This is a genomic window from Bacteroidota bacterium (assembly GCA_016711505.1).
GTDB lineage: Bacteria > Bacteroidota > Bacteroidia > AKYH767-A > 2013-40CM-41-45 > JADKIH01.
On the sequence record JADJSV010000018.1, the window covers coordinates 194,849 to 220,612 of the forward strand.

At 37.1% G+C, this 25,764-nt stretch carries 22 protein-coding genes, 1 tRNA gene and 1 pseudogene; 4 read left to right on the forward strand and 20 right to left on the reverse strand.

Translation table 11 applies throughout. From position 1 onward, the window contains the following. The 7 genes from IPL24_16955 to IPL24_16985 form a co-directional block, all read right to left on the reverse strand. Positions 1-459, reverse strand: a complete 459-nt coding sequence (locus tag IPL24_16955) for a hypothetical protein (GenBank protein ID MBK8365293.1) — start codon at positions 457-459, stop codon at positions 1-3. 85 nt (positions 460-544) lie between these two features. Then, positions 545-1,117: a Crp/Fnr family transcriptional regulator gene (locus tag IPL24_16960; GenBank protein MBK8365294.1), complete on the reverse strand. Its 573-nt coding sequence runs from the start codon at positions 1,115-1,117 to the stop codon at positions 545-547. Positions 1,118-1,345: 228 nt separating this feature from the next. Beyond that, a complete protein-coding gene (locus tag IPL24_16965; protein MBK8365295.1) occupies positions 1,346-1,936 on the reverse strand; it encodes an SIMPL domain-containing protein in 591 nt (196 codons plus the stop codon). 123 nt (positions 1,937-2,059) lie between these two features. After that, the gene (locus tag IPL24_16970) at positions 2,060-2,779 is read right to left on the reverse strand and encodes a hypothetical protein (protein ID MBK8365296.1); all 720 of its coding nucleotides are present in this window, start codon (positions 2,777-2,779) and stop codon (positions 2,060-2,062) included. Between the two features lie 222 nt (positions 2,780-3,001). After that, a complete protein-coding gene (locus IPL24_16975) occupies positions 3,002-3,760 on the reverse strand; it encodes an SDR family oxidoreductase (protein ID MBK8365297.1) in 759 nt (252 codons plus the stop codon). A 15-nt stretch (positions 3,761-3,775) separates the two neighbouring features. Beyond that, positions 3,776-4,645: an alpha/beta hydrolase gene (locus IPL24_16980; protein ID MBK8365298.1), complete on the reverse strand. Its 870-nt coding sequence runs from the start codon at positions 4,643-4,645 to the stop codon at positions 3,776-3,778. Positions 4,646-4,674: 29 nt separating this feature from the next. Beyond that, the gene (locus IPL24_16985) at positions 4,675-5,661 is read right to left on the reverse strand and encodes a DUF1028 domain-containing protein (protein MBK8365299.1); all 987 of its coding nucleotides are present in this window, start codon (positions 5,659-5,661) and stop codon (positions 4,675-4,677) included. 53 nt (positions 5,662-5,714) lie between these two features. Between IPL24_16985 and IPL24_16990 the strand changes: the two genes are divergently transcribed. After that, the gene (locus IPL24_16990) at positions 5,715-6,089 is read left to right on the forward strand and encodes a DoxX family protein (GenBank protein MBK8365300.1); all 375 of its coding nucleotides are present in this window, start codon (positions 5,715-5,717) and stop codon (positions 6,087-6,089) included. A 47-nt stretch (positions 6,090-6,136) separates the two neighbouring features. Here IPL24_16990 and rsmH read toward each other — a convergent pair whose 3' ends face one another. Genes rsmH through IPL24_17005 form a run of 3 tightly spaced genes read right to left on the reverse strand, consistent with a single transcriptional unit; the run spans position 6,137 to position 9,269 of the window. Then, the gene (gene rsmH / locus IPL24_16995; GenBank protein ID MBK8365301.1) at positions 6,137-7,186 is read right to left on the reverse strand and encodes a 16S rRNA (cytosine(1402)-N(4))-methyltransferase RsmH; all 1,050 of its coding nucleotides are present in this window, start codon (positions 7,184-7,186) and stop codon (positions 6,137-6,139) included. Positions 7,187-7,226: 40 nt separating this feature from the next. Continuing rightward, positions 7,227-8,909: a T9SS type A sorting domain-containing protein gene (locus IPL24_17000; GenBank protein MBK8365302.1), complete on the reverse strand. Its 1,683-nt coding sequence runs from the start codon at positions 8,907-8,909 to the stop codon at positions 7,227-7,229. Positions 8,910-8,930: 21 nt separating this feature from the next. Continuing rightward, positions 8,931-9,269: a hypothetical protein gene (locus IPL24_17005; protein MBK8365303.1), complete on the reverse strand. Its 339-nt coding sequence runs from the start codon at positions 9,267-9,269 to the stop codon at positions 8,931-8,933. Positions 9,270-9,412: 143 nt separating this feature from the next. Here IPL24_17005 and IPL24_17010 point away from each other — a divergent pair, with 143 nt between their 5' ends. Next, positions 9,413-11,257, forward strand: coding sequence for an alkaline phosphatase family protein (locus tag IPL24_17010; GenBank protein ID MBK8365304.1), 1,845 nt, complete (start codon positions 9,413-9,415; stop codon positions 11,255-11,257). 384 nt (positions 11,258-11,641) lie between these two features. On the opposite strand, the gene IPL24_17015 is transcribed toward IPL24_17010, so the two are convergent. From IPL24_17015 to IPL24_17055, 9 genes and pseudogenes are all read right to left on the reverse strand, one after another. Next, positions 11,642-12,313, reverse strand: coding sequence for a hypothetical protein (locus IPL24_17015; GenBank protein ID MBK8365305.1), 672 nt, complete (start codon positions 12,311-12,313; stop codon positions 11,642-11,644). Between the two features lie 195 nt (positions 12,314-12,508). Further along, a complete protein-coding gene (locus tag IPL24_17020; GenBank protein MBK8365306.1) occupies positions 12,509-12,718 on the reverse strand; it encodes a DUF2798 domain-containing protein in 210 nt (69 codons plus the stop codon). Between the two features lie 147 nt (positions 12,719-12,865). Further along, positions 12,866-13,408 (reverse strand): inorganic diphosphatase, encoded by a 543-nt coding sequence (locus IPL24_17025; protein MBK8365307.1) that lies wholly within the window; start codon positions 13,406-13,408, stop codon positions 12,866-12,868. 104 nt (positions 13,409-13,512) lie between these two features. Continuing rightward, positions 13,513-14,469 carry a nucleotidyl transferase AbiEii/AbiGii toxin family protein gene (locus IPL24_17030; GenBank protein MBK8365308.1) on the reverse strand — a complete coding sequence of 319 codons (957 nt, stop codon included), beginning with the start codon at positions 14,467-14,469 and terminating at the stop codon, positions 13,513-13,515. After that, on the reverse strand, positions 14,459-15,055 hold the full coding sequence (locus IPL24_17035) for a hypothetical protein (protein ID MBK8365309.1): 597 nt from the start codon (positions 15,053-15,055) through the stop codon (positions 14,459-14,461). Before IPL24_17035 ends, IPL24_17030 begins: the two co-directional genes overlap by 11 nt. Positions 15,056-15,236: 181 nt before the next feature. Further along, positions 15,237-15,419, reverse strand: a complete 183-nt coding sequence (locus IPL24_17040; protein ID MBK8365310.1) for a GIY-YIG nuclease family protein — start codon at positions 15,417-15,419, stop codon at positions 15,237-15,239. 186 nt (positions 15,420-15,605) lie between these two features. Continuing rightward, positions 15,606-15,894, reverse strand: a pseudogene (locus IPL24_17045) (GIY-YIG nuclease family protein). Positions 15,895-16,038: 144 nt separating this feature from the next. After that, a tRNA-Asn gene (locus IPL24_17050) sits at positions 16,039-16,112 on the reverse strand. Positions 16,113-16,416: 304 nt separating this feature from the next. Next, on the reverse strand, positions 16,417-17,148 hold the full coding sequence (locus IPL24_17055) for a superoxide dismutase (protein MBK8365311.1): 732 nt from the start codon (positions 17,146-17,148) through the stop codon (positions 16,417-16,419). Positions 17,149-17,415: 267 nt separating this feature from the next. Here IPL24_17055 and IPL24_17060 point away from each other — a divergent pair, with 267 nt between their 5' ends. Next, entirely contained in the window at positions 17,416-22,365 is a 4,950-nt protein-coding gene (locus IPL24_17060; protein ID MBK8365312.1) for a CotH kinase family protein, read from the forward strand. A 311-nt stretch (positions 22,366-22,676) separates the two neighbouring features. Next, positions 22,677-25,139 (forward strand): fibronectin type III domain-containing protein, encoded by a 2,463-nt coding sequence (locus IPL24_17065; GenBank protein MBK8365313.1) that lies wholly within the window; start codon positions 22,677-22,679, stop codon positions 25,137-25,139. Positions 25,140-25,263: 124 nt separating this feature from the next. Here the strand turns inward: IPL24_17065 and IPL24_17070 are convergent, their stop codons facing one another. Then, complete coding sequence (locus tag IPL24_17070; protein MBK8365314.1) at positions 25,264-25,611, reverse strand: nuclear transport factor 2 family protein; 348 nt, start codon at positions 25,609-25,611, stop codon at positions 25,264-25,266. Positions 25,612-25,764: the final 153 nt, after the last annotated feature.

The window sequence follows — 25,764 nt, forward strand, 5'->3', positions numbered from 1 at the left end:
TTATTTTATGATGAATGAATAACTGATTCCCGGAGTTGGATTGATCTTCACATCATGACCTTCGGCCACAAGTGCTATAGCTCCGATTCGAAGATTTAAACCTTCCCAAACCATCCATCTGAAACCGGCTTCAAGTCCAAGGGCATTGGTTTTTTCGTAATCAAGATTAATCCCTCTCAAATAAGATGCACCGGCATAAAATGAGGAAGGGTTTTCTTTTTTCCCGACTGGAAGAAACCATGTCGTGACACCTGCTTTGAAAAATTTTGTTGTTATCCCGGCTTCGAGAGCTGTGATATAGTATCCTGCATGAACAGATACGTGATTTTTGCGGTATTCCAGACCGATTGAAGGGTTTCTGAATCCGTTAACACTTAATTCTTTTGAAGAAAAACGGCTTTGAGCGTTGATGTTACTTATCAGTAACATAGAAATGATTGTAAATAGGATCTTTTGCATTGTCTTTTGTTTTTAGTTTTTGTTTGACGATGCAAATGTCTGATCCCTGAAAAGGAATCTACAGGACAAATGTCCAAAAGTGAAATTATCTGATACTACCGCGAATTCTGCTCAAATGTCGCGGAGTAACACCAAGCATAGAAGCCAGATGGAGGAGTGGAATCTGCTGTAAAAGATGTGGCTCATGTTTCAGCATTTTTGCATAACGCTTTTCTGCAGTAAGGACTATCAGGTCGTGTCTGCTTGAATCAATTCCGCAAATAGAACTTTCTAATAGTCCGATATAAAAATCTTTAAAACCGGGAACTTCATTGACCATCATTCTCAAGTTCGGTTTTGTGATCAGAGAAATACTGCTTTTTGTAAGTGCACGAACATTTTCCAACGAAGGAATTTCTCCGATGAAACTTGACAAAGATGCAAGAAAAGTATTTTCAATATTTACATAGGTTGTGCGCTCTTCTCCATCGATGATAACAAAGTATTGAAACATGCCGCTTTCGACAAAACCAATTTGCCTGCTGATCTTTCCTTCCTCTACGAGATATTCATTCTTTTCAAACTCCTGAAAAGTAAATGCGTCGATAATTTTTTCTAGATCATTTCCTGAGTAACCGATTGATGTAAAAAAAGCAGTTAATTTTTCTTTTGGTAGCATAGGTCCTTTGTAAAATGCTAAGATGAAAAATTTAATTCTAATGTACTACTTCAATTTTTTTTGCAAGCAATTGACTATTTAATTTCAAACCGACCATTAATTTTACAAGAAACCGGAATTTTGCTGAATTTAATATCATTGTCTTCGGTTTTTAAACCATCTACATAATAGGAGTTTCCTTCTGAACGGCTACCTCTGATATTTAAAGCATCATATAAGGCAGGTGGATCAGCAATACGAAAAGTCAATAGCAAGCTCTTCAATCCTGATTGTCTTACCAATAGTATTGCCTATAGAAGCAAGCATATAAGTTGCTGTCTCCTTTGATTCTTGCACTGCTTTTATCTTTATGAGTTTCTTAAACTCTTCAATTTTTGAGTGTTCAACCTTTTCAATTGACAATTCCTGAATTTTTAATTTTGATAATTCTTCATAAACTTTGCTAACCTCTGATGCAGATGAAACCATTAATGAATAATTCTTGCTGGTCAGAACATCTTGCTTTTTCCATTTTATTCTGACCAGATCACCATTTGCATCTGCGAGAGTTAAGTTTTTAAGCTCCATGCCAATTTTAATTAAAGTGGATTTTAATAGATCTTCAAGACTATCTATTGTAACTTTAGTTCGCCCTTCGTAGCGCTCGCGAACGGTAATTTCAATGAAGATTTTGTCGGGAGTAATTAAAGTGTCTGCTGATCCGATAGCGTCAATGTAATTTATTTCTGATGTGGTTGCAATGACGTTCTGGCCATTTGTTTTTACTACTACAATAAAAAGAAAAGCAAGTAATGTAAATAATAGTTTGGAGAAGTTCATATCAGATACTTTTAGATTTATAATGTAACTTGAAACAGATTCCTGTTTATAAAAAGTAAATGTAGAAAAATATAAATATTATTTGTCAGGGAATTGTATTAAGAAAATTGTTGAATGAAAAAATTAAGGGCCTGTAACGAGCAATTTTTTTGCGGCACCAATACTGCATTTCTGAAATTTGGAATAAGCGTTTGCTGCTCTTATTCGTATCTCTTCATTAGATTCATTTAACACAAATCCGGAAATGGCATCATGAACAGTATAAACTTCAGGACACATTAAACCCGTTGTCCAAACTAATGGATTGGCTTCTGCCTGTTGAATGTATTTTGAAAAGTATGAACGACTGTAGCAAGCCAGAATAATTACATCTCTCTTTCTTCCGTCTGAATTCATATATGTTTCTTCCAGATCAAAATCCATCAAACCATCATGACCAATATATACTAACAGACTTGCATTTCCTGAAACACCAATTGTTCTATTATTTACTTGAATCGTATCTTTATTAATTCCGGCAGTTCCATTGAGAAAATCCTGCGTACATTTTTTTATAAACTTGCCGTCGTATGCGTCGGCAATCAAATAGAAATTCTTACTTGTGTTTTTGAAAATAAGTCTTTCATGTATGATAGAGTTTGGTTTAAGAATTTTTACCAATTCCCACTCTTTACTTTTTTTAAAGTAAGTCCTGATTCCAAAGCCACAACCCCAATATAAGTTGTTGTCAGGATCCTGGCCATTTCCAATCTTCGAAGGTACAGGAACGATTCCCTGATATTTATTGTCGCAAAGGGCTACAAAAATATGAATGGTTTTAAATGTTGAATCGAAAATTTCGATTGACTGATTATTTTCATTTGATAGAAGAAGCCGCTCTTCTGCATTCTGAGAATGACAACCCGTGATAACAAAACAAAAAAAGAGAAATGGAAATATTTTATGCGACATAACAAATGATTCGATTGAACAAACGATACGAATCATCAAATATTGGAACCGGGAATATGAAATCCGAAAATAATTTCACATGAAATTAGCTTTGTCGGACAGCAGCAATTCCAATTATAAATTTATTCCACCGGAAACTTCTATACGCTGTCCATTAACCCATTTTGAATCTTCCGCACATAAGAATGCAACAACACTTCCGATATCGTCGGCTTTTGCAACTCTTCCCAAAGGCGTTTGTGCTGTAAGAAAACCCTGCATCTGCGGATTGTTTCTGATTGCTGCATTGTTGAAATCGGTTTCTACCGGACCCGGCGCAACTATATTGGATCGAATACCCCGATTGCCATATTCTTTCGCCACGTATTTAGTAAATACTTCGACGGCACCTTTGAGAGATGAATAGACTGAATATCCGGGAACACAGAATCTGGTAGTTCCCGATGAAATGAAAACAACTCCTCCGTTGTCGTTCATCATTGGAAGAGATTTCTGTGTCAGAAAATAAACCCCTTTGAAGTGAATATTCATCAGATTATCAAATGCTTCTTCTGTTACCTGTGCTATAGGAATAGTTGCACCTACGCCGGCATTGTTAATCAGGAAATCGAATTTATCGGAATTCCATTTTGTGTTTAAAACTGTTTTGATTTCTGAAATAAAATTGTCGTAGGACTTTAAATCGGAAACATCAAATTTTATCGCATACGCCTTTTGTCCGGATCTTTCTATTTCAACAACTACTTCTTCTGCTGATTCTTTATTAGAATTGTATGTCAGAATTACATCAATGTTTTTTTTTGCTATTGAGATTGCCATGTCTCTTCCTAATCCGCGACTTCCTCCGGTCACTACGGCAATTTTAGTAATCATATTTATTTTTGGATTTTATTTAACTTCTTTTTTTACCGGATAAAGCATTCTAAGTCCATTGAAAATAGCCTGATGAGAAATAGTTGCATGATCTTCATCCGGCAAATAATCGAAGTATACAGCGATGTTTTTATTTTTAGAATTATTTAATTTTTCTACCAGCAGATTTGCATCCACTTCCATAACACGCGGAAATTCACCAGGTGTTAATCCTTCTTTTCCAACTCCAATGTATACGTCTGTCTTTTGACTTAGCTTTTCAATAACTTGATTCGACTGATTTAGCAATGAACCATTATCCCACCAGATACTCGGACTTATGATGAGATATTTGTTAAACATTTCCGGCCTTTTCAATAAGATCTCTGATGCCAATAACCCACCTAAGGATTGTCCGATCAACATAGCTGACGAATTGGTTTTATATTTATTGTTTATAAATGGTTTTAATTCTTCTTCAAGAAAGGAAATGAATTTATCAGAATGCCCTGTTGTCGGAAAGTTTTTCTTTTCTGATTCAATTGTTGAAGGGAAAGTGAAATCTCTTCTTCTGTCGACAGTAGCGATTCCGATAACAATGGATTTCGGAACCCTGTCTATCCACGAAAAAGTGTTGAACTGGAAGAGTCCGACGGTATGAATAAAATCTTCATCAGCTGAACCATCCAATAAGTATACAACCGGATATCTTGTCGTATCATTCGGAATGTAACCTTCCGGTAAATATATATTCAGAATTCTATTTTCACCCAGAATTTTTGATTCGAACTCTTCTATCGATCCAAGAACAAAAGGCTTTGAAGTTTCCGGTGCTTTTTGTTGCTGGCAAAAAGCGGGTGTTACATAAAGCATTCCTATTACGATATAGCGGAGAAGAAATTTCATTTTTTAGAATTTACAGAATTCGAATAATATTATTTAACATTAAGAATTATTTTTTCTGTTTCATCGCTGCAAATCAGGAGCTCAGATTTTCTTAAACGCGGAATCAGGATTGACCAGTTTGCATCCTTAGCAAAGACCGTTTTGAAAAGATTCAGAGCTTCGTCAGTTTTTCCTTTATTGACAAGTGAAACAGCATGCCAGAATTTCATCTCTATATCATCGGGAAGCATTTTTTCAGCAAGACCATATTCTTTCTCTGCTAAAGTCAGATCATTTTTTTCAACAGCAAGATCCCCGAGATTTGAATGTTCATAAGCGCGATAGAGATTTAAAAGTCTTTTCAATTCTTCAATTGGTTGAATGTGATCTTCAACACGAAGATCAATTGGTTTGTCTTCCCAAATATTACCTGTAGCAACCGGATTAACAATTAAAATCGAAGCGCTTTGCATTCCTCTGATATCACCGCCTTCTTTTTGTGCTGCTTCAAGCGCTGCTATCATACGTTCTGCAAGAGGACCATGTGTTTCTTTAAAAGCCTTTACCATAGCCGGGCAGACCGTTTCGTTTAACATTAAATTTGCTTGTACAGAAAAATTCTTTTCAGCAATATTTCCTGCAGCTTGAATACATTTTTTGCCTGTATAAGATGCTGTTCTTCCCTGCATGTCCAAAACAGCAACTTGCCGGACATCTCTTGCAGAATCAGAAGCTGTGAGAATTTTTATTACTTCTGCAGGCAACTTTCCGGACTTGAGCAATTTCAATCCATCAGGACCGTAGGCTCGGTTTACAAATGATTGAGTTGCAACTACGCCAATTCCTGCTTCGCCCCATCCGACAATTGAGCCGACTGAAAAGGCGTGTGATTGTACTGCAATTCCCATTTCACCTGTAATCGAATCTCTTGCGACGATTGAATAAGTGCTTGCGAGCGGATCAGAATATGGAGATTGTGCACTGATTGTAATTTGAGTCAATAAGAGTAGAGCTAGCAAATAAGTTTTATTTATCATTTTGGAAGAATTAAAATGAACTGTAATATAAGTAGCTTAAAAGTAAGGATTACATTTGTCTTATGAAAACTGTTTCTCTTTACTTAATGATTGCATTATATTTTTTCGCAGGAATAAATCATTTTGTAAATCCCGGGATGTACATTTCAATTATGCCGCACTGGCTTCCATGGCATGAAGAATTAGTTTTGGTAAGTGGTATTTTGGAAATATTATTCGCACTCTTATTGGTATTTCCTTCTACAAGACAAACAGGAGGATGGTGTATTATTTTACTCCTTGTATTTGTTTTCCCAGCAAATGTTCAAATGATGTTGAATTATATAAATGAAAACAATACTAATCTGTGGATTGCAGTAATCAGACTTCCACTACAGATTTTATTGATTTTCTGGGCTTATAGTTTTACAAAACCTGTTAAAAAGTAAATTGATGTAATTCGATTTTTATTTTTCGATCTATAACTTTAATTAAGTTACAACCGGATTGCCCAACGTAATTTCGCGGAACGCGCTCGCGGATTTGAAGCGCTTTCTTCAACAGAAGGTCGAATCGGATCAGGAGCAACTTCAGAATAAACTCCTGCGCGAAATAATGATTGAAAAGATTTTTTGACTCTACGATCTTCACCGGAATGAAACGATAGAATGGCAACACGCCCGCTCGGTGCAAGTACATAGGGAAGTTTTTCAAGAAAAGTATCTAACACTCCAAACTCATCATTGATAGCTATTCGCAAAGCCTGAAATGTACGTTGACAAGATTTCTTGATTTCTTCTTTCTTTATATTTTCCGGTAAAAAATCTAAAGCTTCCTGAATGATCTGCTTTAATTGAGTTGTTGTCGAAATTTTAATTCCTTTTGAAACTTTAGAAACAATTGCTTTAGCAATTGGAATATAATGTGGCTCATCTGAATTGACAAGAAGCAATTCTTCCAATTCATCTCTCTGAATATTTTTTAAAAAGTCGGATGCAGGAACTCCATTTTTTGGATTAAGCCGAAGATCAAGAGGACCTTCTACTTTAAATGAAAAACCTCTGTCCGGATTATCAATTTGCATAGAGGATACACCCAGATCAGCAAGAACAAAATTCAATAGTCCTGATTCATAAGTTATCTGATCAATGCTTGAAAAGTTCATGATATGAAAACTTACCACTTCAGGACCAAAACCTTTTGTGAGCAATCTCTCTTTGGTGCGCGGAAGTTCAAGTGGATCTGCATCGAGAGCATATAAATGTCCGCCGGGAATCAATCTCTTAATCATTTCCTGAGCATGTCCACCGTAACCGAGTGTAGCATCGAGTCCAATTTGTCCAGGAACGATATTCAGAAATTCCATGATCTCATCCACACAAATTGAACGATGCATTCCTGCAGGAGTCCGGCCTTGTTGCATGACCTTGTCAACATCTTCCGAATAAATTTCAGGCTGTAATTCTTTATATTTTTCTTTAAAAGCTTTCGGATGTGTTCCTTTATATCTTACCCGACGAACATGCTTTGGTTCCTGATCTTCCATAGTGTAAAACTAGCTATTTGAAACTGGAATGCCAAGGGAATCATTGTTTAATCAATTTCCTGATAGCAGTCTGACCTTCAGGTGTGAAGACCTTGAGAATGTAAATTCCATTTGGTAATGATGATATATCCAGGTCTTTCATAGAAGTATTTATAGGAAGAGAAATTATTCTTTTCCCCTGAACAGAAAGAATTTCAAAATGACTAATTTTGAAATCGCACTTTACCGAAATGTGACCGGATGTTGTGGGATTCGGCGAAATGAAAAAGTTTATTTCGTTTAGCAGAGTACTTACTCCTGTTGCGACTTGAGGAGCGATATGGCTGTAATAAATATCTTGTTCACCATTCAAGGTATTGACCCAGGCAAGATGCGCACCCGTATTATCAGAGATCATATGGAAATAATCGCCCATCTTATCCTGATTTGGATAACCAACATGTGGATCAAATGAGTCAGATAATTTTTCATCAATCGACCATGTCGTACCCTGATCATTGGAATATGAATAATAAAGAGCTGATGAGTCGGACCCCGGATTATCACGTGTATCAAGCCAGATAACATCAATTCTTCCATTCGGAGCTACGGAAAGTGTACCAAGCCACTGAGTATTTGTTGTTAATGTATCGTCGTTTAATTTGACAGGAGAGCTCCATGTCAAAGCGCCATCACTACTCTTTGCAAACATTACATCACCCGGATCAAAATTTGAAGTCCGCATCATTGTGGCAAGTAAATATATATTATCCTGTCCGACACCATTTGACCGATCAACATCTATGTTTCCTTGCCCGATTAAACCAACAGGATTAATTCCACCGGATTGAATTATGCCATCCATAAAAACAACTACCACTGGATTCCATGTAATCAATGAACCCGGTACTTGAGCGTTTGTTGATTTGGCAATTGCAATTCCGGCATTGTTGACTATATCCTGACCGCAGATATACACTTCACCGGAATTTCCAACTATCATTGTACCTAATTGTGGCTGATTCAAAACTTCCGTGCAATTTTCGAAACTTGTTCCGGCAGTTGTTGATCTTGTAAAAGATCCGGGTGCACATGAACTTGAAAATTGTGACCATGTAGAATAAATATTTCCGTTTCCCGGACCGGAAGTTTTGTCAATGATCATCCATTCTTTATCGCCACCACCGGCGTCTACTCCGGTATCCCATGTTACACCACCATCAGTACTTTTAAAAATCTTGCAGAGAAATGTATTTGCACTGTCTATCGTAAGACTGTTATAATAAAAGTTGCCTGATAGATCGCAGTCTAAAACCGGATCAGAACGAAATACTCCCGGCTCAATAGAACCGGGAAACGTCCACGTCAGACCGGCATCGGAAGAATAAGCCCAACCGGCTTGTCTGAAATTGCTTGTTACATTATCAAACTGTCGCCATCCTATAACTATCTGGTTTGGATTGATTGGATTGATTGCAATACTAGGTTCGTTTGCTGCATCACCAACAATATTTAATCCGGCGTTATTTACATTAACTTGATAGGTTGTAATACTACTTGACGACGAACTACGGTTTTTTATTTTGAATAATCCCTTTGGTGGAGATGTTTTCATTCTATTGAATTCATTAGGAATGTACGAATCGCCGGATTTTTCCAAGGGTTCTTTATTTTTTTCCTGTGCTTGTACATTTGATGAAAAAATAATTGTAAGAAGAAAAAATGATAGGATCAGATTTTTCATATTATTTGTCTTATTTGAAATTTAAGTAAACAGCCGATAGAATAAAATGATAAGTGCAATTCCAACTATAATTGTGTAAATTGGCTTGTTATATTTTGCAAGCCAATTCGGAAGATAGATATCGAAATTAGCTTTATCGGAATCAGAATATTTTTTTGCAGCAATTGTAACCGGACAAACATTTTTAAATATTAATAATGTCAAACCTTCCAGTGTGATCAAAAAGATACATACCCAAACCCATCGATCAATTTTATTGACAATAACAGCATAAAGTAAATAAAAAATAACGATATTGAAAAAGATCCATATTAATGTATGCAGGATTTTTATTGATATTAATTTGATTTCCCTGTTCATTACTTCAGCTTTTTTATTCTGAGGAAAAATTGAAACCGGTTTCTTTGTACAGAACTAATTTAGCATTGCACAAGACCGTAAAATTTAATGTAAATATAATCAGGTTGTTTATTTATTTATCTTGTAAGGCAAAATATAGTCCTATGAAAAAATCTGCTCTTAATTTGTTTTTTATTCTGATTTCCATTTGTGTTTCAGGACAGAATTCCAGAAAAGTCTTGTTTATTGGAATCGACGGTTGCAGAGCCGATGCATTGACAACATCAGCTACACCGGCAATAGATAATCTTCTGATCAATTCAATCTATAGCCTAAACGGTTTGTGTGCATATAAAACATGGAGTGGAAACGGCTGGAGCAGTATGCTTACAGGAGTGTGGCACACAAAGCATGGAGTTACTGATAATACATTTGCCGGCTCGAACTATATAAATTATCCTGATTTTATTTCGCGACTTGAGACATTTGATTCCACTTTGCGCACGGTGACATCAGTGCACTGGGCTCCAATCAATGATGTAATAATTCAGAATGCTGATAGCGAAAGAACTTATGCTACAGATCTTGAAGTTAAGAATGGAGCAGTGGATGCCCTGACTAACGATGATCCCGATCTTCTCTTTGTTGCTTTTGATGATGTGGATCACGCCGGACACACTTACGGATTTTCGCCGCTTGTTCCCCAGTATATTCAGGCAATAGAAATTACTGAAGGCTATGTTGCAGAAATTATTACTGCTCTTCACAACAGGCCCAATTATGCAAATGAAGAATGGCTGGTAGTTCTGACTACTGATCATGGTGGAAATATCGCAGGACATGGTGGTGGGACTTTGGAAGAGAGAACAATTTTTACAATTTATTCAAGTCCGGATTTTGTTCAGCAGGAATTAAACAGAACTGAAATTGCAGTAACCGACACTTTCAATGAAGCACATTTTAATACAATGACTTATGCTCAGCCCGTTGATCAGACTCCGTTTCTCTTTGGCGCAACACAGGATTTTACAATCGAATTTTGGGTTAAAGCAGATTTATTTACTGACGATCCTGCATTCATCAGTAATAAGGACTGGAATAGTGGATTAAACCCGGGTTTTGTGATCTCTGCACAAGCAGGCCAATATTGGAAAGTGAATATTGGTGATGGTGTCGATAGACTCGATATACAGGGTGGAACATTGTTACCCGGAGAATGGCATCATCTTGCAGTAAGTTTTGATCGTGATGGATTGATGACTGCCTATGAAGATGGAATAGTAGTAAGCTTCGATAAGATGCAAAATATTGGTAACATAAATTCGGGATTGCCACTTGTTATCAATCAGGATGGAACTACAACGTATGCGTTTAATTTCAATGGTAGTTATAAGGATATTCGGATCTGGAATGAAGCTTTGCCGGGCAATACAATTTTAAATTGGGCTAATATTCCTGTAACTGCTTTGCATCCTAATTATAGTCAGTTGCTTGCTAACTGGAGATGCGAAGATAATTCGGGAAGTGTACTTAATGATGAAAGTGTAAATAATAATGATTGCAATGTAACAGGACCGATCACATGGAATGCAAATCAATCAAATACTTTTTCTGTTTATGATTATTCAACAACAACAAGAGAACCGGACAATGCTGTAACTGTGCTGACATGGATGTGTGTACCGATTCAGCCTTCATGGGATTTGGACGGAACGTCACGTGTTATACCTTGCTCTAATGTTGCTGTCGGTGAAACCGATAATTCGTTAGAGATGGAAATTTCCCCAAACCCTGTGAATGATTTTTTAACTGTAAAGTTTGGAGATCTGCGTTCTGAAAAAAGGAATCTGAAAATTTATGACTCTACCGGGAGACTTGTATACATTCAAGATAAAATATCCGAACGTGATGAAATGGAAATTTCTGCACTCAGATTTAATTCCGGAATTTACATATTGAAAGTAAGTAGTGAAAGCATTGTTTCAACTCTAACGTTTGTTGTTCAATAGGCAAAATAAAAACCTAGATTAAAAAATCTGCGCCAAATCTGTGAGAGCTACGGGAAAAAATTAAGCGTGATTTTTTCTCCCGCAGATCTCGCAGATCTCGCAGAAAATCCGCAGAGATCTCTGCGAGATCGAAATTGATGTTTCAATTTCTAACAACTAACTGCTTTAACGAAATATCTGTCTAAATTTTAATTCAATTCCGCAGGAATTTCTGCGGATTTTCTGCGAAATCTGCGAGATCTGCGGGAAAAATTAAGCGTGATTTTTTCTCCCGCAGATCTTTTTAGCTGTGGCACCCTTTCCACTTACTTTACAAAAAAGATAGCAAATAAAAAAAGCCAACACCTATTACAATAATAAATGCTGGCCTTTCAAATAATTCAATTACTGAATTTTTTCCATATCACTTTTTATTGTTTCGTGATTTGCTTTTTCTGCCTGAATGAGAGCCTTCTTTTTACCAAGTGATTCTTCGTTCATGCGAATTTCTTCTTCAGATTTAGAGATCTTATTTTTGTAATCTTCGATATCTTTAGCAAGGTCTTTATTTTTACTTTCTAAACTCTTCTGGTCATCTTCCATGTTCTGAATCAGTTTTTGCGAGATAATAATTCGTTCTTCATATGGATGTCTGTTTGCTTTCACCGCAAAATCGCGGACCATTTTAACTGCTGAATTGTATTTCATCGAATCAGATTCTCTGGTCAGATACGCTCCACCAAGATCAAAAGCAACCATCATTTTTACATTGCCGCCATCTTTGTTTTCTTCAAATGCAGTATAAATGTCTACAGGATTGTTACCCCATTCTTTTATGAGAACGTTGTCGGCAAACATTTCATTTTTTTCCGTTTTGATTTTTTCGCTTTTAAATTCTTTCAGGTTGTCCTTCCAGAGATCAACGACCTTGTCTTTAGAGTTATTCTGAATTGTAACAACCAGTGCATCTTTTTCACCGGAAGTGAAATTTGCTTTTTGTTCAGTTACCTGAACTCCCTGACTGAAGAGAAGTGAAGAAACCAATAAGGCCGGAATAGTAAGTAATAGATTTTTCATAAAATTAATTTTAGTGAGCATGATTTAGATTAAGTGCTCAAGGATAATTTTAAAGGTAATGTATTAATTCAGATTTTAAAAAGAAATCAACGAATAAGAAGTTGAATAAAAGTGTTTAAATGAATTGAATGGAAAAGTTTATATCAATGGGAAATAAAACGGACACTTTTAATATGGAATATTCGGTAAGGTCAACTAAGGTCTATTCAAATAGTTCCGGATCACAGGTGCAAGAAATAAGATAGCAAGTCCAACCAGGACAAATGCTACTAACCAGGAACGCATCCAGATAAACATGAAAAGTTCATTGTACCCAACATTGATTGAGACTAAAACAAATGTTACAATGAATGTTGTAACAAGACTCATCAGAGCAGAGAATTTTATATCTTTTGATGATGGCATAATGCAAACCGAAATTTAAAACGTAAGGTTATGTAACTGGTATCGATTTAATTGTTTTAACACAGAGGACATAGAGAAAAAAGGAAGAAAAAAAGAGCTACATATTCTCCTCTTTCTCCCTTTTTTTCTCCATTATCTCTGTGTTTACTATTTAGACTTTTCAAAAGTCTCCTTATAAAATGCAATTGACCTCAAAATAATTTCTTTCGCTTTTTCAATACTTTGAAATCCTTCGATAAGTACTTTTTTATTTTCAAGCTTTGTATAGTTTTCAAAAAAGTTTTTCAGCTCAACAATAAAATGCGCCGGTAATTCTGCAATATCTTTGATGTGATTCACACTCATATCATTTTCTGCAACTGCAATGATCTTATCGTCGCCTTCGTTGTTATCGATCATCCTCATTACACCAATGACTCTTGCTTTTACAAGACAAAGCGGTTGGATTTCGATCTGAGATAACACAAGTATGTCGAGCGGATCGTGATCATCACCCAAAGTCTGCGGAATGAAACCATAGTTCGCCGGATAATAAACCGAAGAAAATAGTACCCGGTCAAGCTTAAGCATTCCTGAAACTTTATCGATTTCGTATTTTGCTTTGCTGCCCATTGGGATTTCAATGAGAGCGGTTACTATGTCGGGAGCTTTTTCTCCGAAGGAGACGTTGTGCCAGGGGTGGAAGGTCATGAATTTAATTTAGGAAATTAGGTCGAAGATATTTATTTAATTTGGTTTCCCGGATACTGAGGCGAAAGTACAAGTCAAGCCATGAAGGCTATCGGGAAAGTCAATCAAAATTTATCTAGAAATTCATGGATTCTAGTCAGTAAAGTTTCGAATTCAGGTTGACCGTTGTAGTAGAGTTTTGAAGTTGATTTATATCTCTGAATAAATTTTGATCGCAATTCAGCGTTGGAAAGTTTGAAAGCTTCGTTTTCGTGAAGAGGTACTTTTAAATCTGCATTTGATAATCTAGCTGCTTTGTTTTCAAGATATTCTGGAGTACCGATAAATTTTTGTACTTCGTCAATTCCAAGGAGTGAAAAGACATCATAATACTGACGCATCAAGTTAGGGAGTTCTTCTCCTCCCTGTTCTTCCTTGCGAAATTTTGTAACAATTGTTTGTAATTTTTCTACGAATGTATAGCTTGGACTATAACACAAAACGTCTATTGCTCTGTTATCTTTTATCTCGACAGCCTTTGTTTCGTTTGCTTTATCAAACGCCCACGAACTAATTGTAAGAGGATTGTTGGGCGTAACTGTATCGAATCCTAATTCCAATAAAATTCCGTCCTTCATACCGCTAACTGGAGCTGTTACTCTTGGGTATATTAAACGAATGCCGCCGCTATTATATGTTTTTTTATTGTCAAATGCTTCGTCTCTTTCCACTGAAACAATACCATCAATTTTAATATTTGATGCAAGCCAATCATAGTAATCTTTCCGTGAAAGCACATGACTAGGTTTTGTCTTCTTTGGGTTTGTTTCAACTGTTAAGTTTGAAGAAGGTTTGATATAAATGTCAATGTCTTCCGAAAATCGATCAATGATTTTATATCCTTTGGAAAGCGATGTGCCTCCTTTTAATTCAAACTCAAAGCCTTGTTGCTTGAGGCCGTACAGCACATGCATTATCCAATAGTCTTTCTCGATTAGTTGCGGAATAATTCCTGTTTCTGTTTCAAGAATACTTAACAGGTTTGCAAACTCTTTGTGATTATGCAAATAATCAATAGGCATGTTGAACTTCGGATTGTTTGATCAGCGGAGTTAAAACTGATTTCGCACGTGCACTACCGAATTCTTTTACCGCTTGTTTCAGTTTTTTAAGATCCATTGTTTTTAATTTCGTTGAAACATTCTTTAGCACAAGTTCCGTGTCTTCTGCTAACTTATCGAGGTTACTCACTAAATCAACTAATAAAAATTCAGGAGTGGCCTTTGTAGGAAAGCGGTGCTTTGAAAAGAACATAAATGTTCTGCCACCAAGTTTAAATTCTCCATGTCGTTTGTGGTTATAAACAACACGTGAATTATATAGTTGGGTAGTTCCAACGCCTAGACTGTTATAATCATTAGGAGAAGTTACAAGGAAATAATCGTCTTTCAGGAAGCTGCGAACGAGTGCTAATTCATCCGGTGGCATATTCCCAAAAACACTTTCGTTAGGGTAATAATAAAGTCCTCCAGATAGTTTTTGTAAAGTTCCATCCTTTACAAGTGTACCTATATGGCGATCTACCGCATTTGACCATTGAGCAAGATCAGAGCGTCGATAGACTTCACCTCGTTTAAGGTGTTTCTTTAGTTCGGTTACTTTTGACATCGTTTGCCTTTCTACGACAAATATAGCACAAAAGGATGCAAAATGCAAGAATAATTATTGAAAATTCATGCAACAAATCAAATTTAATGAAAAGTTTCGATGTTCTTTTAAGATAAAAGATCTACTGAAATCAATTCGATTTCTGAGCTATATCTGAGTAAAAATCAAATAACTCAAGCAATTAGAGAGGTAAAAGAACTTCATCCTTTGAATTAAAAGCAAGTACCAATTTGAGTTCCCAGAAATCAAATTTTGAAGTGAATTTATTTTTTTCATGATTGTTGTGTTCAACTAATCGACGTTCATAATCATCTGTTGAACCGACATAAAAAATATCGGCAGTTTTGCAGTAAATGATGTACACAAAAAACATATCTCGAATAAAAATTATCTAATCAATTCACCATAAAAAAATAGGGAAATCCCTAAAATTACAAAAGGCCACCTTTCGGTGACCTTTTGTTTTCGAGATTTTGAGTAAGTGTATGTTACACTTGAAAACTCATTCTGCTCTTCCCGTATGGACGGACTCGAACCAGGGACCCTCTGATTAATCCCGCACGTGCGGGACTCTAACCAGCTGAGCCAGATTTCCGGTTAGGTTTTCTCCAAGAATTAATTTTTCAATGAATAGTTTTGACTTTTGTTTTTTTATAAATTTTTCCATTTTCATGGCTTCTGCCCTTGAATTAAAAGCAAGTACCAATTTGAGTTCCCAGAAATCAAATTTTGAAGTGAATTTATTTTTCATGATTGTTGTGTTCAACTAATCGACGTTCATAATCATCTGTTGAACCGACATAAAAAATATCGGCAGTTTTGCAGTAAATGATGTACACAAAAACATATCTCGAATAAAATTATCTAATCAATTCACCATAAAAAAATAGGGAAATCCCTAAAATTACAAAAGGCCACCTTTCGGTGACCTTTTGTTTTCGAGATTTTGAGTAAGTGTATGTTACACTTGAAAACTCATTCTGCTCTCCCTCCTGGGCTCGAACCAGGGACCCTCTGATTAACAGTCAGATGCTCTAACCAGCTGAGCTAAGGAAGAATGTACCTTCGCACTGTTTTCTCAGTGAGAAGACCATTCTTTCCTGCTTAAGCTATTCGCCGCGGCGAACTAGAACACACAGAAAGAAGGTTTTTTATTAGGGAGGGCAAAGGTAACAATCAAGGAATAAAAAGCAATAGGTCAATAAATTTTTTATTTGCCTGATTCCGACCACGCTTGAGAATTCAAATACACCAAAACTTGAACCTGTAAAAAGGCAACATAAAAAACGCAGCACAAAAACCCTTGAATTCCAAGATAATATCAAATCAAAGACGTGATATTATTAATTATCCAATATTAATTATATTCCTAGATACCGCTGCGTTGCCTTATCCCAATTCACAAGATTCCACCAGGCTTTTACATAATCTGCTCTACGGTTCTGATACTTAAGGTAATAAGCATGTTCCCAGACATCAAGTCCCAGAATTGGCGCACCCTTTTCTGTTGCTACATCCATCAACGGATTGTCCTGATTAGGTGTGGAAGTAATAACCAGTTTTCGATCTGCAGTCTGAATTAACCATGCCCATCCTGACCCAAACCGCTTTGATGCAGTTTCCTCAAAGCGGGCAACAAAATCTTCAAATGATCCGAATGAATTTGAAAGTGCAGTAGAGAATTCTACATTCTTCGGACTACCACCTGCTGAAGGTGAAATTGTTTCCCAGAAAAAAGTGTGATTCCAATGTCCGCCTGCATTGTTTCTTACAGCAGCACTGTATTTCGAAGTGTTCTTCATCAGATCAGTTAATGTAGATTTGATCTTATCAGCCTTCATAGCTGCATTAAGATTATTCACATATGCCTGATGATGTTTCGTATAATGAATCTCCATCGTTTGTTTGTCGATGTGAGGCTCTAAAGCATCATACGAATAAGGTAATGGCCCAAGTGAAAATGTGCTGTATTCTTCTTCATCGGTCAATGCACTTGCTGCTTTTGCAATTGATGATCCTAAGATTTGTGAGCCTATTCCTGCTACTGCCAGCAATGAGCCTTTCTTTAAAAAATCGCGACGTGAAGATTCCATAAATGTTTTTATTCTGAGTTGAACCCAAAATTAGTCATATTTTCAGTTTGTTAAATGAATATTCACCTTACATATAGAGATTCCCTAATATTTAACAGGCATAAAGATTTATAAACGACTCAATGTCCGTACATTTGTTGCCTCTGACAATCTATACAAAGGTTAAAATCGTTTATTAGCCAAAATTGTAATCGAATAGGTTAAATTATAAACAAATTATCTTTAAATTTCCGTAAATTAACTTTACTAATATCTCCCGGATTCATAATGAAACAACTTCATACTCCTGTTATTTTAACTAAACGAGGTGCCGCCCTTTCTGTTTATCTGGTACTTCTGATTATATTTAGTCAGGCCATTACTTTTTCAGCTAATGCACAAATTGTAATCAATGAGATCTCTGCCTCTAATACTTCTACTATACAAAATGGTCTGGAGGAATACGATGACTGGATAGAGATCTATAATTCCGGTGGTAGCGCTGTGAATCTTGCCGGCTATCATCTTTCTGATGACAATACAAATTTCAGTCTCTTTACTTTTCCGGCTTATATTCTACAGCCGGATTCGCATCTGATCGTATTCGCATCTGATGATAATCGGACAACGATCTCTGATCATTGGGAAACTCCAATTAATGCTTCTGATATCTGGAAATACTATTCATCAAATCCGACTCCTGATACTAACTGGCGTAATCGGTCTTTTAATGATGCAGCATGGAATACAGGTGCAGGAGGAATTGGTTTTGGAGATGGTGACGATCAGACAACAATTTCTCAGTGCAGAACTGTATTGATGAGGAAAACATTTAACGTGTCTGATACGTCTCAGATCGTGAATGCAATTTTCAATATAGATTATGACGATGGTTTTGTTGCATATCTCAACGGAATAGAAATTGCCCGCGCAAATATTGGAGTTCAGGGAGTCCGTCCGGCATACAATGAACTTGCTATTTTAAGCCATGAAGCGAAAGTGTATCAGGGTGAAGATCCCGATTCTTTTTTTATTGATCATGCTCTTTTCAAAAGTGCTCTGGTACAAGGTTCGAATGTTCTTGCTGTTGAAGTACACAATCAGCCGGCAAACTCAGGCGATCTTACAGCAATTGTTTATCTGTCATTTGGAATACAAAATCCCGGGACGATTTATGGACCGACGCCGCCGTTTTTTAATAATCCACCGAAGGAATATTATAATGCAAATTTTAAATTAAGCAGAAGTGGTGAGACAGTTTATCTGACTAATGCATCATCAACTATCATTGACAGCAGAACATTTGTTTCAATGCAATCAGATCATTCCAATGCAAGAATTCCTGATGGCTCGGTTAACTGGTGTTTTGTAAATACACCTTCACCCGGATCAACAAACGACAATTCTGTTTGCTATACTTCATATGCTTTACCACCGATCTTTTCTTTAACGGCAGGTTTCTATACAAGTTCACGATGGCTGACATTGACGAATCCTCAAGCCGGATTAGTAAGATATACGCTGAACGGAGATGAACCAACAGCGACATCAACACCATATCTGTTTCCAATACTTATCAACTCATCACAGGTTGTACGTGCTAAAGCATTTTCAAATGGAAAACTGCCTTCAGCAACTGTAACAAATACCTATTTCATTGATGAAGATATAACGCTTCCTGTTTTTGCAATCAACACCGATTCGTTAAATCTATGGGATGAGAATACCGGGATCTATTCATTCGGCCCGAATGCACAACCTAATTACCCATACTTCGGAGCAAATTTTTGGCAAGACAGAGAAAAGAATGCATCGATAGAATTTTTTGACCGCGACAAAAGCCGGATCTTTAATTTTGACGCTTCGATTTCTATCTATGGAAATTATTCAAGAGCTCAGCCGCAGAAAAGTTTTGAGATCAAACTCAGTGATCGTTTAGGTCAAGGCGAAATTCACTATCCTTTGTTTTCCGACAAACCCGAAATCGATGAAACAGATAATTTCGTTCTTCGTAATTCAGGTACCGATTACAACATCGTACACTTCCGTGATGCATTCATGGAGAGAGTTATGAAACCAACACATACCGGATATGTAGCAGCAGAACCGGCAGTGGTATTTCTGAATGGTGATTTCTGGGGCGTTTATACAATCCATGAAAATCATGATCATCACTGGATAAAAAATAATTTCGGCTATGAAAAAGATGAGATCGATTACCTGAAAGAATTTGGAAGTACTGTCGAAGTGAAAGAAGGAACGGATGATTTTTTCTGGAATACATTGAACTACGTTACTACACAAGATTCTTCCAGACAACAATTCTATGCATTGATGGATTCAACATGGGATCTGAAAAATGTTATTGATTACTGGACATGTGAAACATATTTTAATAATGGCGACTGGATCGGTGACTGGACGAATAATATAAAAATGTGGCGTCCGATCAGAGATGGTGGAAAAGGCCGTTATCTACTTTATGATCTTGATTTCGGTTTGGGCTATGATGCAAACTTTACAGAGAACAGATTGTCGAAAGCGATTCATCCGACAGCAAGATCTTATTCATCTCAGCTATTTAATGGTTTCTTAAGAAATGCAAAATTTAAAAGAGAATTCATTAACAGATATGCAGATCTGATCAATACTATTTTTCTTCCAAATGAAATGTTCCCGATCATGCATCAGTTTCAGGATAGCATGGCCTATGATATGCCTGAACATTTTGCAAAATGGGGAAGTAATATGACGCAGTGGCAAAGCAATATTAATGTCATGCGGAATTTTATTAACCTCCGTGCAGACACAGCAAGGAGTCAGATCAGGGATGAATTCGGTTTAGCAGGAAAAGTTTTATTGACATTAAATGTTACTCCCGCAAATGCCGGCCGTATTCAGATCTCTACTGTTGTACCTGATAGTTATCCATGGTCAGGAGTTTACTTCAACGGAAATCCTGTAACGATTACTGCAATTCCAAATCCGGGTTATACATTTAATCACTGGAGTTCTCCATTGGTGATAGGAGGCAATGATCCTGATCAGGTTGCCACTTATAATTTTACAGGTAATGATGCTATTACTGCTCACTTTTCCGGCAGTGCTATAACACCGCAATTGACCATCAGTGAATTCAATTATAATTCAGGAACACTTTATCCGGCAGAAGACTGGTTAGAATTACATAACTATGGAAACGTTGCACTTGATATTTCCGGATGGATGTTGAAAGATGAAAACGACTGGAACACTTTTACTTTTCCTGTCAGCACTGTCATTCCTCCAAATGGATATCTTGTAATTGCTGAAGACCTTGAACAATTCAGAACAGTTTATCCAACGGTTAATAATGTGATAGGTCCACTTGGTTTTAATCTGAGTAACGCCGGTGAACAAATTCGCTTTATTAAAAATGATGGAACCGTTTTCAAATCATTCTATTTTCAGGATGTTGCTCCATGGCCGGTTGCTTCCGATGGACAAGGTTATACAAATGAGTTGACAGCTAATACTGCAGATCTTTCTATAGGTGCAAGCTGGTATGCCGGTTGTATCGGTGGATCACCGGGAGTGGAATTCTCAGGAGCACTGAATACAGAAACAGAAGTAAATGGAAGTACAACATTTTGTGTTGGTGGTAGCGTGGCTTTAGTTATTCCATATACACCAGGTTATACTTATCAATGGCAAAGAAATAATGCAGACATTCCCGGTGCAACTGATACACTACTCACTTCAAGTGTTGCAGGTACATATAACGTCATTATTAATTTTGGTGGATGTACTACTACATCACTGCCAACAGTCGTAACGGTTGTAACTCAGGGAGCAGATCCTGTAATCGCACCTGCAGCGCGATGCGGTGAAGGACAAGTTCAACTAAGTGCGTATGCACCTGATTCAATTTATTGGTTTGCTGCACCCGGAGGAAACATCATCGGCACAGGACCAAATTTCATTACACCATATCTTACCGGTACTACACAATTCTTTGCTCAGACAAGTTTGACTTGTCCAAGTAATCTGGTTGATATAACAGTTGAAGTAAATCCTGTTACTGCCGCACCTGTTTGTCCGGATCAAAATCGTTGTGGTCCCGGCAATGTAATTCTCAATGCAGTTGATACTGCAGAAGTAAGATGGTACAATGCACAAACGGGTGGAGCACTAATTCATACAGGCAATCTTTTCATCACCGGATTTATTCCGCATGATACCGTCTATTATATGGAAGCCGGCATCGTTTGTCCAAGCGAAAGACTTCCGGTAATTGTTACTGTCACTTCTGCACCTGCTCCAACTGTAACTGATAATTCAAGATGCGGTCCGGGAACAGTTGTGTTGAATGCAAATGCTGCTGATCCGATCTTCTGGTATGATGCTTATTTTGGCGGAACACAAGTTGGTAGCGGATTTAATTTCCTTACTCCTGCATTAAGTACTACAACTACATATTATGCAGAAGCTGTTGGTGCTTGTGCAAGTGAAAGAATTCCTGCAATTGCAACGATACACGAAATTCCCGCTCCGCCTGTAACCAGTGATACAACAAGTTGCGGTCAGGGAGTTGCTTATGTAAATGCAGTTTCTGTTGCACAGGTTTATTGGTACGATGCTCCTGTCGGCGGAAATTTATTGGGCACCGGATCATTGCTTACAACTCCGCCATTAACAAGCGATGCAACTTTCTATGCTGCATCATTTAATATCTGCGAAAGTTCCAGAACACCGGCTGATGTTGTGATCATTCCTGTACCAACTGTTGAATTAGGAAATGATACTGCTATTGAAACCGGTACAACACTGATGCTGGATGCCGGTACTCAAACATCTTATTTATGGTCAACGGGTGAGACAACTCAGACCATCACAGTAAATAGCGCAGCAACTTATTCAGTTATTGTAACAGGTCCAAACGGATGTACAAGTGTTGATTCGATCGGAGTAACATTGTTCATTGGCATAAATGAAAATGCCGGCGGAACAATTCCTGTCTATGCATTTCCAAATCCAGCTACTGAAGAAATCAATCTGAATATAATTTCTTCAACTTCTGAAAATGCATTGATCAAAGTAATTGATGCGACGGGAAAAGAAGTGATGCGAAGCAATTTGAAATTGATAAATGGAATAAATCAGCATACGTTATATACAAGTTCAATTGCAAAAGGCTTGTATTATCTTTATGTATTGACTGATAAAAACTCCCGTGTCATGAAAATAATTATTCAATAATAAGCGCTGTGATTAATTCTTCGTAACCTGATTTTAATCACTCGCCAATTTTAACAAATTATCGGTGGTCTGATGAATTGATCTTTATTTATAGATTTGATCATCAGACCATTTTTTTACCAATCATTTTCAGACTTTTACCAATAGTAGACAGACCTTTGCAATTTTTTACTCACAATGCATTGAGGTATTAAAAACGCATGTACTTTGGATAATACATGAAGTGAATTGCTTTTCCGTCACTTAACAATTTGTTAACATGGATTTTTTCATTAATTTGCGTGTTCAGCGAACAATTAAGAATTATTGAGATGATTAGAACGGCTACTTTTAAAGTATTGATTGCATTTTGTACGATAGTAATGGGGACCATTTTGAATTATCAAAAGGTTGAAGCAGCCTGTAATTTACCTGCAAACTTAACAACCACTAATATTACAGTGAGCAGTGCAAAGTTCAATTGGGCAGCAACAGTTGCTGACAGTTTTTTGGTCAGATATAATGTTACCGGTTCAACTGCATATTTTTATAAGTCTGTCCCAAGTGCAAGTGCAACATCTGTAACAATAACCGGACTATATCCTGCAACAAGTTATCAATGGGTTGTAAGAACTTATTGTGCAGGTGGAGCTTCAGGTGGGTATCAACCAACTCCTGCTTCTTTCAATACTGCTGTCGGTACAGTTTCATGTGTGATACCGAATCTTACAGCAACTAATAATATTACTTCCAATAATGCAACCATTACCTGGAATCCAAATGTGAATGCGGATACATTTATGATTCGCTACAGTGTTACCGGATCAACTGTTTATACATGGATCAAAGTTTTAGGAACATCACACTCGTATACGTTTACCGGACTTTTACCAAATACATCGTACACATGGGTAGTTCGTTGTATCTGTGTTGCAAATCCACTTTTACCATATAGTGCCAGTAATGCCTTTACAACATTATCTTCTAATTGCGGGGTAGCTGATCCGTATTACTATTCAACTACTGCTATCACATCGAATTCAGCAACCATCGGTTGGCGTGCAGTGACTGCTGCATTGAGTTATAACGTCAGATATGCAGTGCGATATTCTAACAACTGGGTGCAGACCAATTCAACAGCAGTTTCAAAAACGCTAACCAATCTTTCAGCATCGACGTGGTATGAATTTCAAATTCAGGTTGTATGCGCAAGCGGAGCAGGTGCGTGGAGTACAAGTGGAATTTTTCAAACACCTGCAGGTGTTCTTACACTTACAAGAGGACCATATCTGAATCTTGCAACATCAACGAGTATTTTTATAAGATGGCGTACTAATACTCCGACAGACAGCAAAATAAAATACGGAACTTCGGCAACGAATCTTTCGCTTTCAAAAACAGATGCAGTTGTTACAGGTGAACATATTGTGCAGCTTACAGGTTTAGTTGCAAACACAAAATATTATTATTCAGTAGGAAGTTCTGCAACAACACTTCAAGGTGACACAGGAAATTATTTCATCACACATCCTGTAGTAGGTTCTACAGGTCCGGTAAGGATCTGGACCATTGGTGATTTTGGTGTTAACTCAAATGCGCAAAATCTTGTTCGTGATGCCTACAGAAATTACACAGGAACAACACCTACAAATGTATGGCTTTGGGTTGGCGATAACGCATATTCAGATGGAACGGATGCAGAATATAGCACCAACGTATTTGCTAAATATACATACCGGATGAAAAATACTGTCATCTGGCCGGCAGCCGGAAATCATGATCTGCATACTGCAAATGCTGCAGCTCAATCAGGTCCGTATTACGATAATTTTACATTACCTAAAGCAGCTGAAGCCGGTGGATTGGCAAGTGGAACTGAAGCATATTATTCTTTCAATTATGCAAACGTACATTTTGTATGTCTTGAATCTACAGGCTCAACTTTCCGTGCGACAGGAGGAAATATGGCAACATGGCTAACGAATGATCTAGCTGCAAATACTCAACGGTGGACAATAGTTTATTTCCATCATCCTCCGTATTCATTAGGATCGCACAACTCAGATACAGAAACAGAATTGATTCAGATGCGGACAAACATTGTTCCTATCCTTGAAAATAAAAAAGTGGATCTTGTCTTATCGGGGCATAGTCATTCGTATGAAAGATCAATGATGATAAAAGGTCATTATGGTGTTGAATCTACTTTTAATGCAGCAACAATGGCTGTCAATTCAGGTAGTGGAATTTTTCCGGCATCTTATACTAAATCTTCGCCCTCTTTTAATGGAACAGTTTATACTGTGGTAGGGGTTTCCGGACAGCTCGGATCTACAAGTCCCGGCTGGCCACACAATGCAATGTATTCATCATCTGTTCAGGTGTATGGTTCATTGGTTATTGATGTTCTTGGTGACCGTATGGATTGCAAATTCCTTACTTACACAGGGTCTGTCTTTGATCAGTTTACAATTCAGAAATCAGGAACACCAATTGCTCCGCGGTTATCAGATGATGCTGCTGTTCCTGCTGGTGATAAACTTTCCATTTTCCCAAATCCTATAACAGAAGAGATCAATGTTCGTTACTTCCTTGATGAAGCCAGCGAAACAAGAATTGAGATTACTGACGTTGCGGGTAGAATCGTTTATGCTTTAGACTACGGTCAACAAAGCGAAGGCGAACATGAAATCAAACTGATGCGCTCCGAAGCAAGACTTCCGGCAGGGATTTATATTTTGAAATTGATCAGTGGGGATAAGATGCAATCGAGGAAGATTGTAATCGAGGAATAAATAATGTAAAACAAAGAAAGTATAACACTAAGAACACAAGTTCACAAAAGATCACGGAATATGTTGTAATTTATTATTAGCACATTCCGTGATCTTTTGTGAACTTGTGTTCTTAGTGTTTTATTTAAGTAACCTTCGAATACGCTATCAAACCAGATGAAATCTTTAAATACTCATTCACAATAACCTCCGGCTCTCCGTCAACCGTTCGTTTGTATTTCAGAAAAACAATATCACCTTCTTCCCGGATTTCAATTGGCGAATATCTCAATGAAGGCATTTTGTCGAATGCGCCTTGCCACCAATCTTTCATTGCAGCTTTTCCTTTGATCAGACCATTTGTTTCAGGATGATTTTTTAGCAGACGCGGACTGAAATGTTCAGCGTTATCATCATACAAAGAAAGAAGGTCGTTTACATTTTGAATGTTGAAGGCGGAGAACCATTTGTTGGCGATTTCGGTTGGAGACATTATTTTAATTGGTGAGGAGTGAGAATAGAAAATAAAACACGGATTACATGGAGAAAAAAAGGGAGAACACAGAGGGGGACAATGCATTAAACTTTAATATTTGATTGAGCTTCTTTTTTCTCAATTTTTTTCTCTGTGTTCTCCGTGTTAAAA

Excerpts from the sequence above, each read along its gene's own strand:
- IPL24_16955 (MBK8365293.1), bottom strand. The coding sequence starts at position 459 with ATGCAAAAGATCCTATTTACAATCATTTCTATGTTACTGATAAGTAAC.
- IPL24_16960 (MBK8365294.1), bottom strand. The coding sequence starts at position 1,117 with ATGCTACCAAAAGAAAAATTAACTGCTTTTTTTACATCAATCGGTTAC.
- IPL24_16965 (MBK8365295.1), bottom strand. The coding sequence starts at position 1,936 with ATGAACTTCTCCAAACTATTATTTACATTACTTGCTTTTCTTTTTATT.
- IPL24_16975 (MBK8365297.1), bottom strand. The coding sequence starts at position 3,760 with ATGATTACTAAAATTGCCGTAGTGACCGGAGGAAGTCGCGGATTAGGA.
- IPL24_16980 (MBK8365298.1), bottom strand. The coding sequence starts at position 4,645 with ATGAAATTTCTTCTCCGCTATATCGTAATAGGAATGCTTTATGTAACA.
- IPL24_16985 (MBK8365299.1), bottom strand. The coding sequence starts at position 5,661 with ATGATAAATAAAACTTATTTGCTAGCTCTACTCTTATTGACTCAAATT.
- rsmH (MBK8365301.1), bottom strand. The coding sequence starts at position 7,186 with ATGGAAGATCAGGAACCAAAGCATGTTCGTCGGGTAAGATATAAAGGA.
- IPL24_17000 (MBK8365302.1), bottom strand. The coding sequence starts at position 8,909 with ATGAAAAATCTGATCCTATCATTTTTTCTTCTTACAATTATTTTTTCA.
- IPL24_17005 (MBK8365303.1), bottom strand. The coding sequence starts at position 9,269 with ATGAACAGGGAAATCAAATTAATATCAATAAAAATCCTGCATACATTA.
- IPL24_17010 (MBK8365304.1), top strand. The coding sequence starts at position 9,413 with ATGAAAAAATCTGCTCTTAATTTGTTTTTTATTCTGATTTCCATTTGT.
- IPL24_17015 (MBK8365305.1), bottom strand. The coding sequence starts at position 12,313 with ATGAAAAATCTATTACTTACTATTCCGGCCTTATTGGTTTCTTCACTT.
- IPL24_17020 (MBK8365306.1), bottom strand. The coding sequence starts at position 12,718 with ATGCCATCATCAAAAGATATAAAATTCTCTGCTCTGATGAGTCTTGTT.
- IPL24_17025 (MBK8365307.1), bottom strand. The coding sequence starts at position 13,408 with ATGACCTTCCACCCCTGGCACAACGTCTCCTTCGGAGAAAAAGCTCCC.
- IPL24_17030 (MBK8365308.1), bottom strand. The coding sequence starts at position 14,469 with ATGCCTATTGATTATTTGCATAATCACAAAGAGTTTGCAAACCTGTTA.
- IPL24_17035 (MBK8365309.1), bottom strand. The coding sequence starts at position 15,055 with ATGTCAAAAGTAACCGAACTAAAGAAACACCTTAAACGAGGTGAAGTC.
- IPL24_17055 (MBK8365311.1), bottom strand. The coding sequence starts at position 17,148 with ATGGAATCTTCACGTCGCGATTTTTTAAAGAAAGGCTCATTGCTGGCA.
- IPL24_17060 (MBK8365312.1), top strand. The coding sequence starts at position 17,416 with ATGAAACAACTTCATACTCCTGTTATTTTAACTAAACGAGGTGCCGCC.
- IPL24_17065 (MBK8365313.1), top strand. The coding sequence starts at position 22,677 with ATGATTAGAACGGCTACTTTTAAAGTATTGATTGCATTTTGTACGATA.
- IPL24_17070 (MBK8365314.1), bottom strand. The coding sequence starts at position 25,611 with ATGTCTCCAACCGAAATCGCCAACAAATGGTTCTCCGCCTTCAACATT.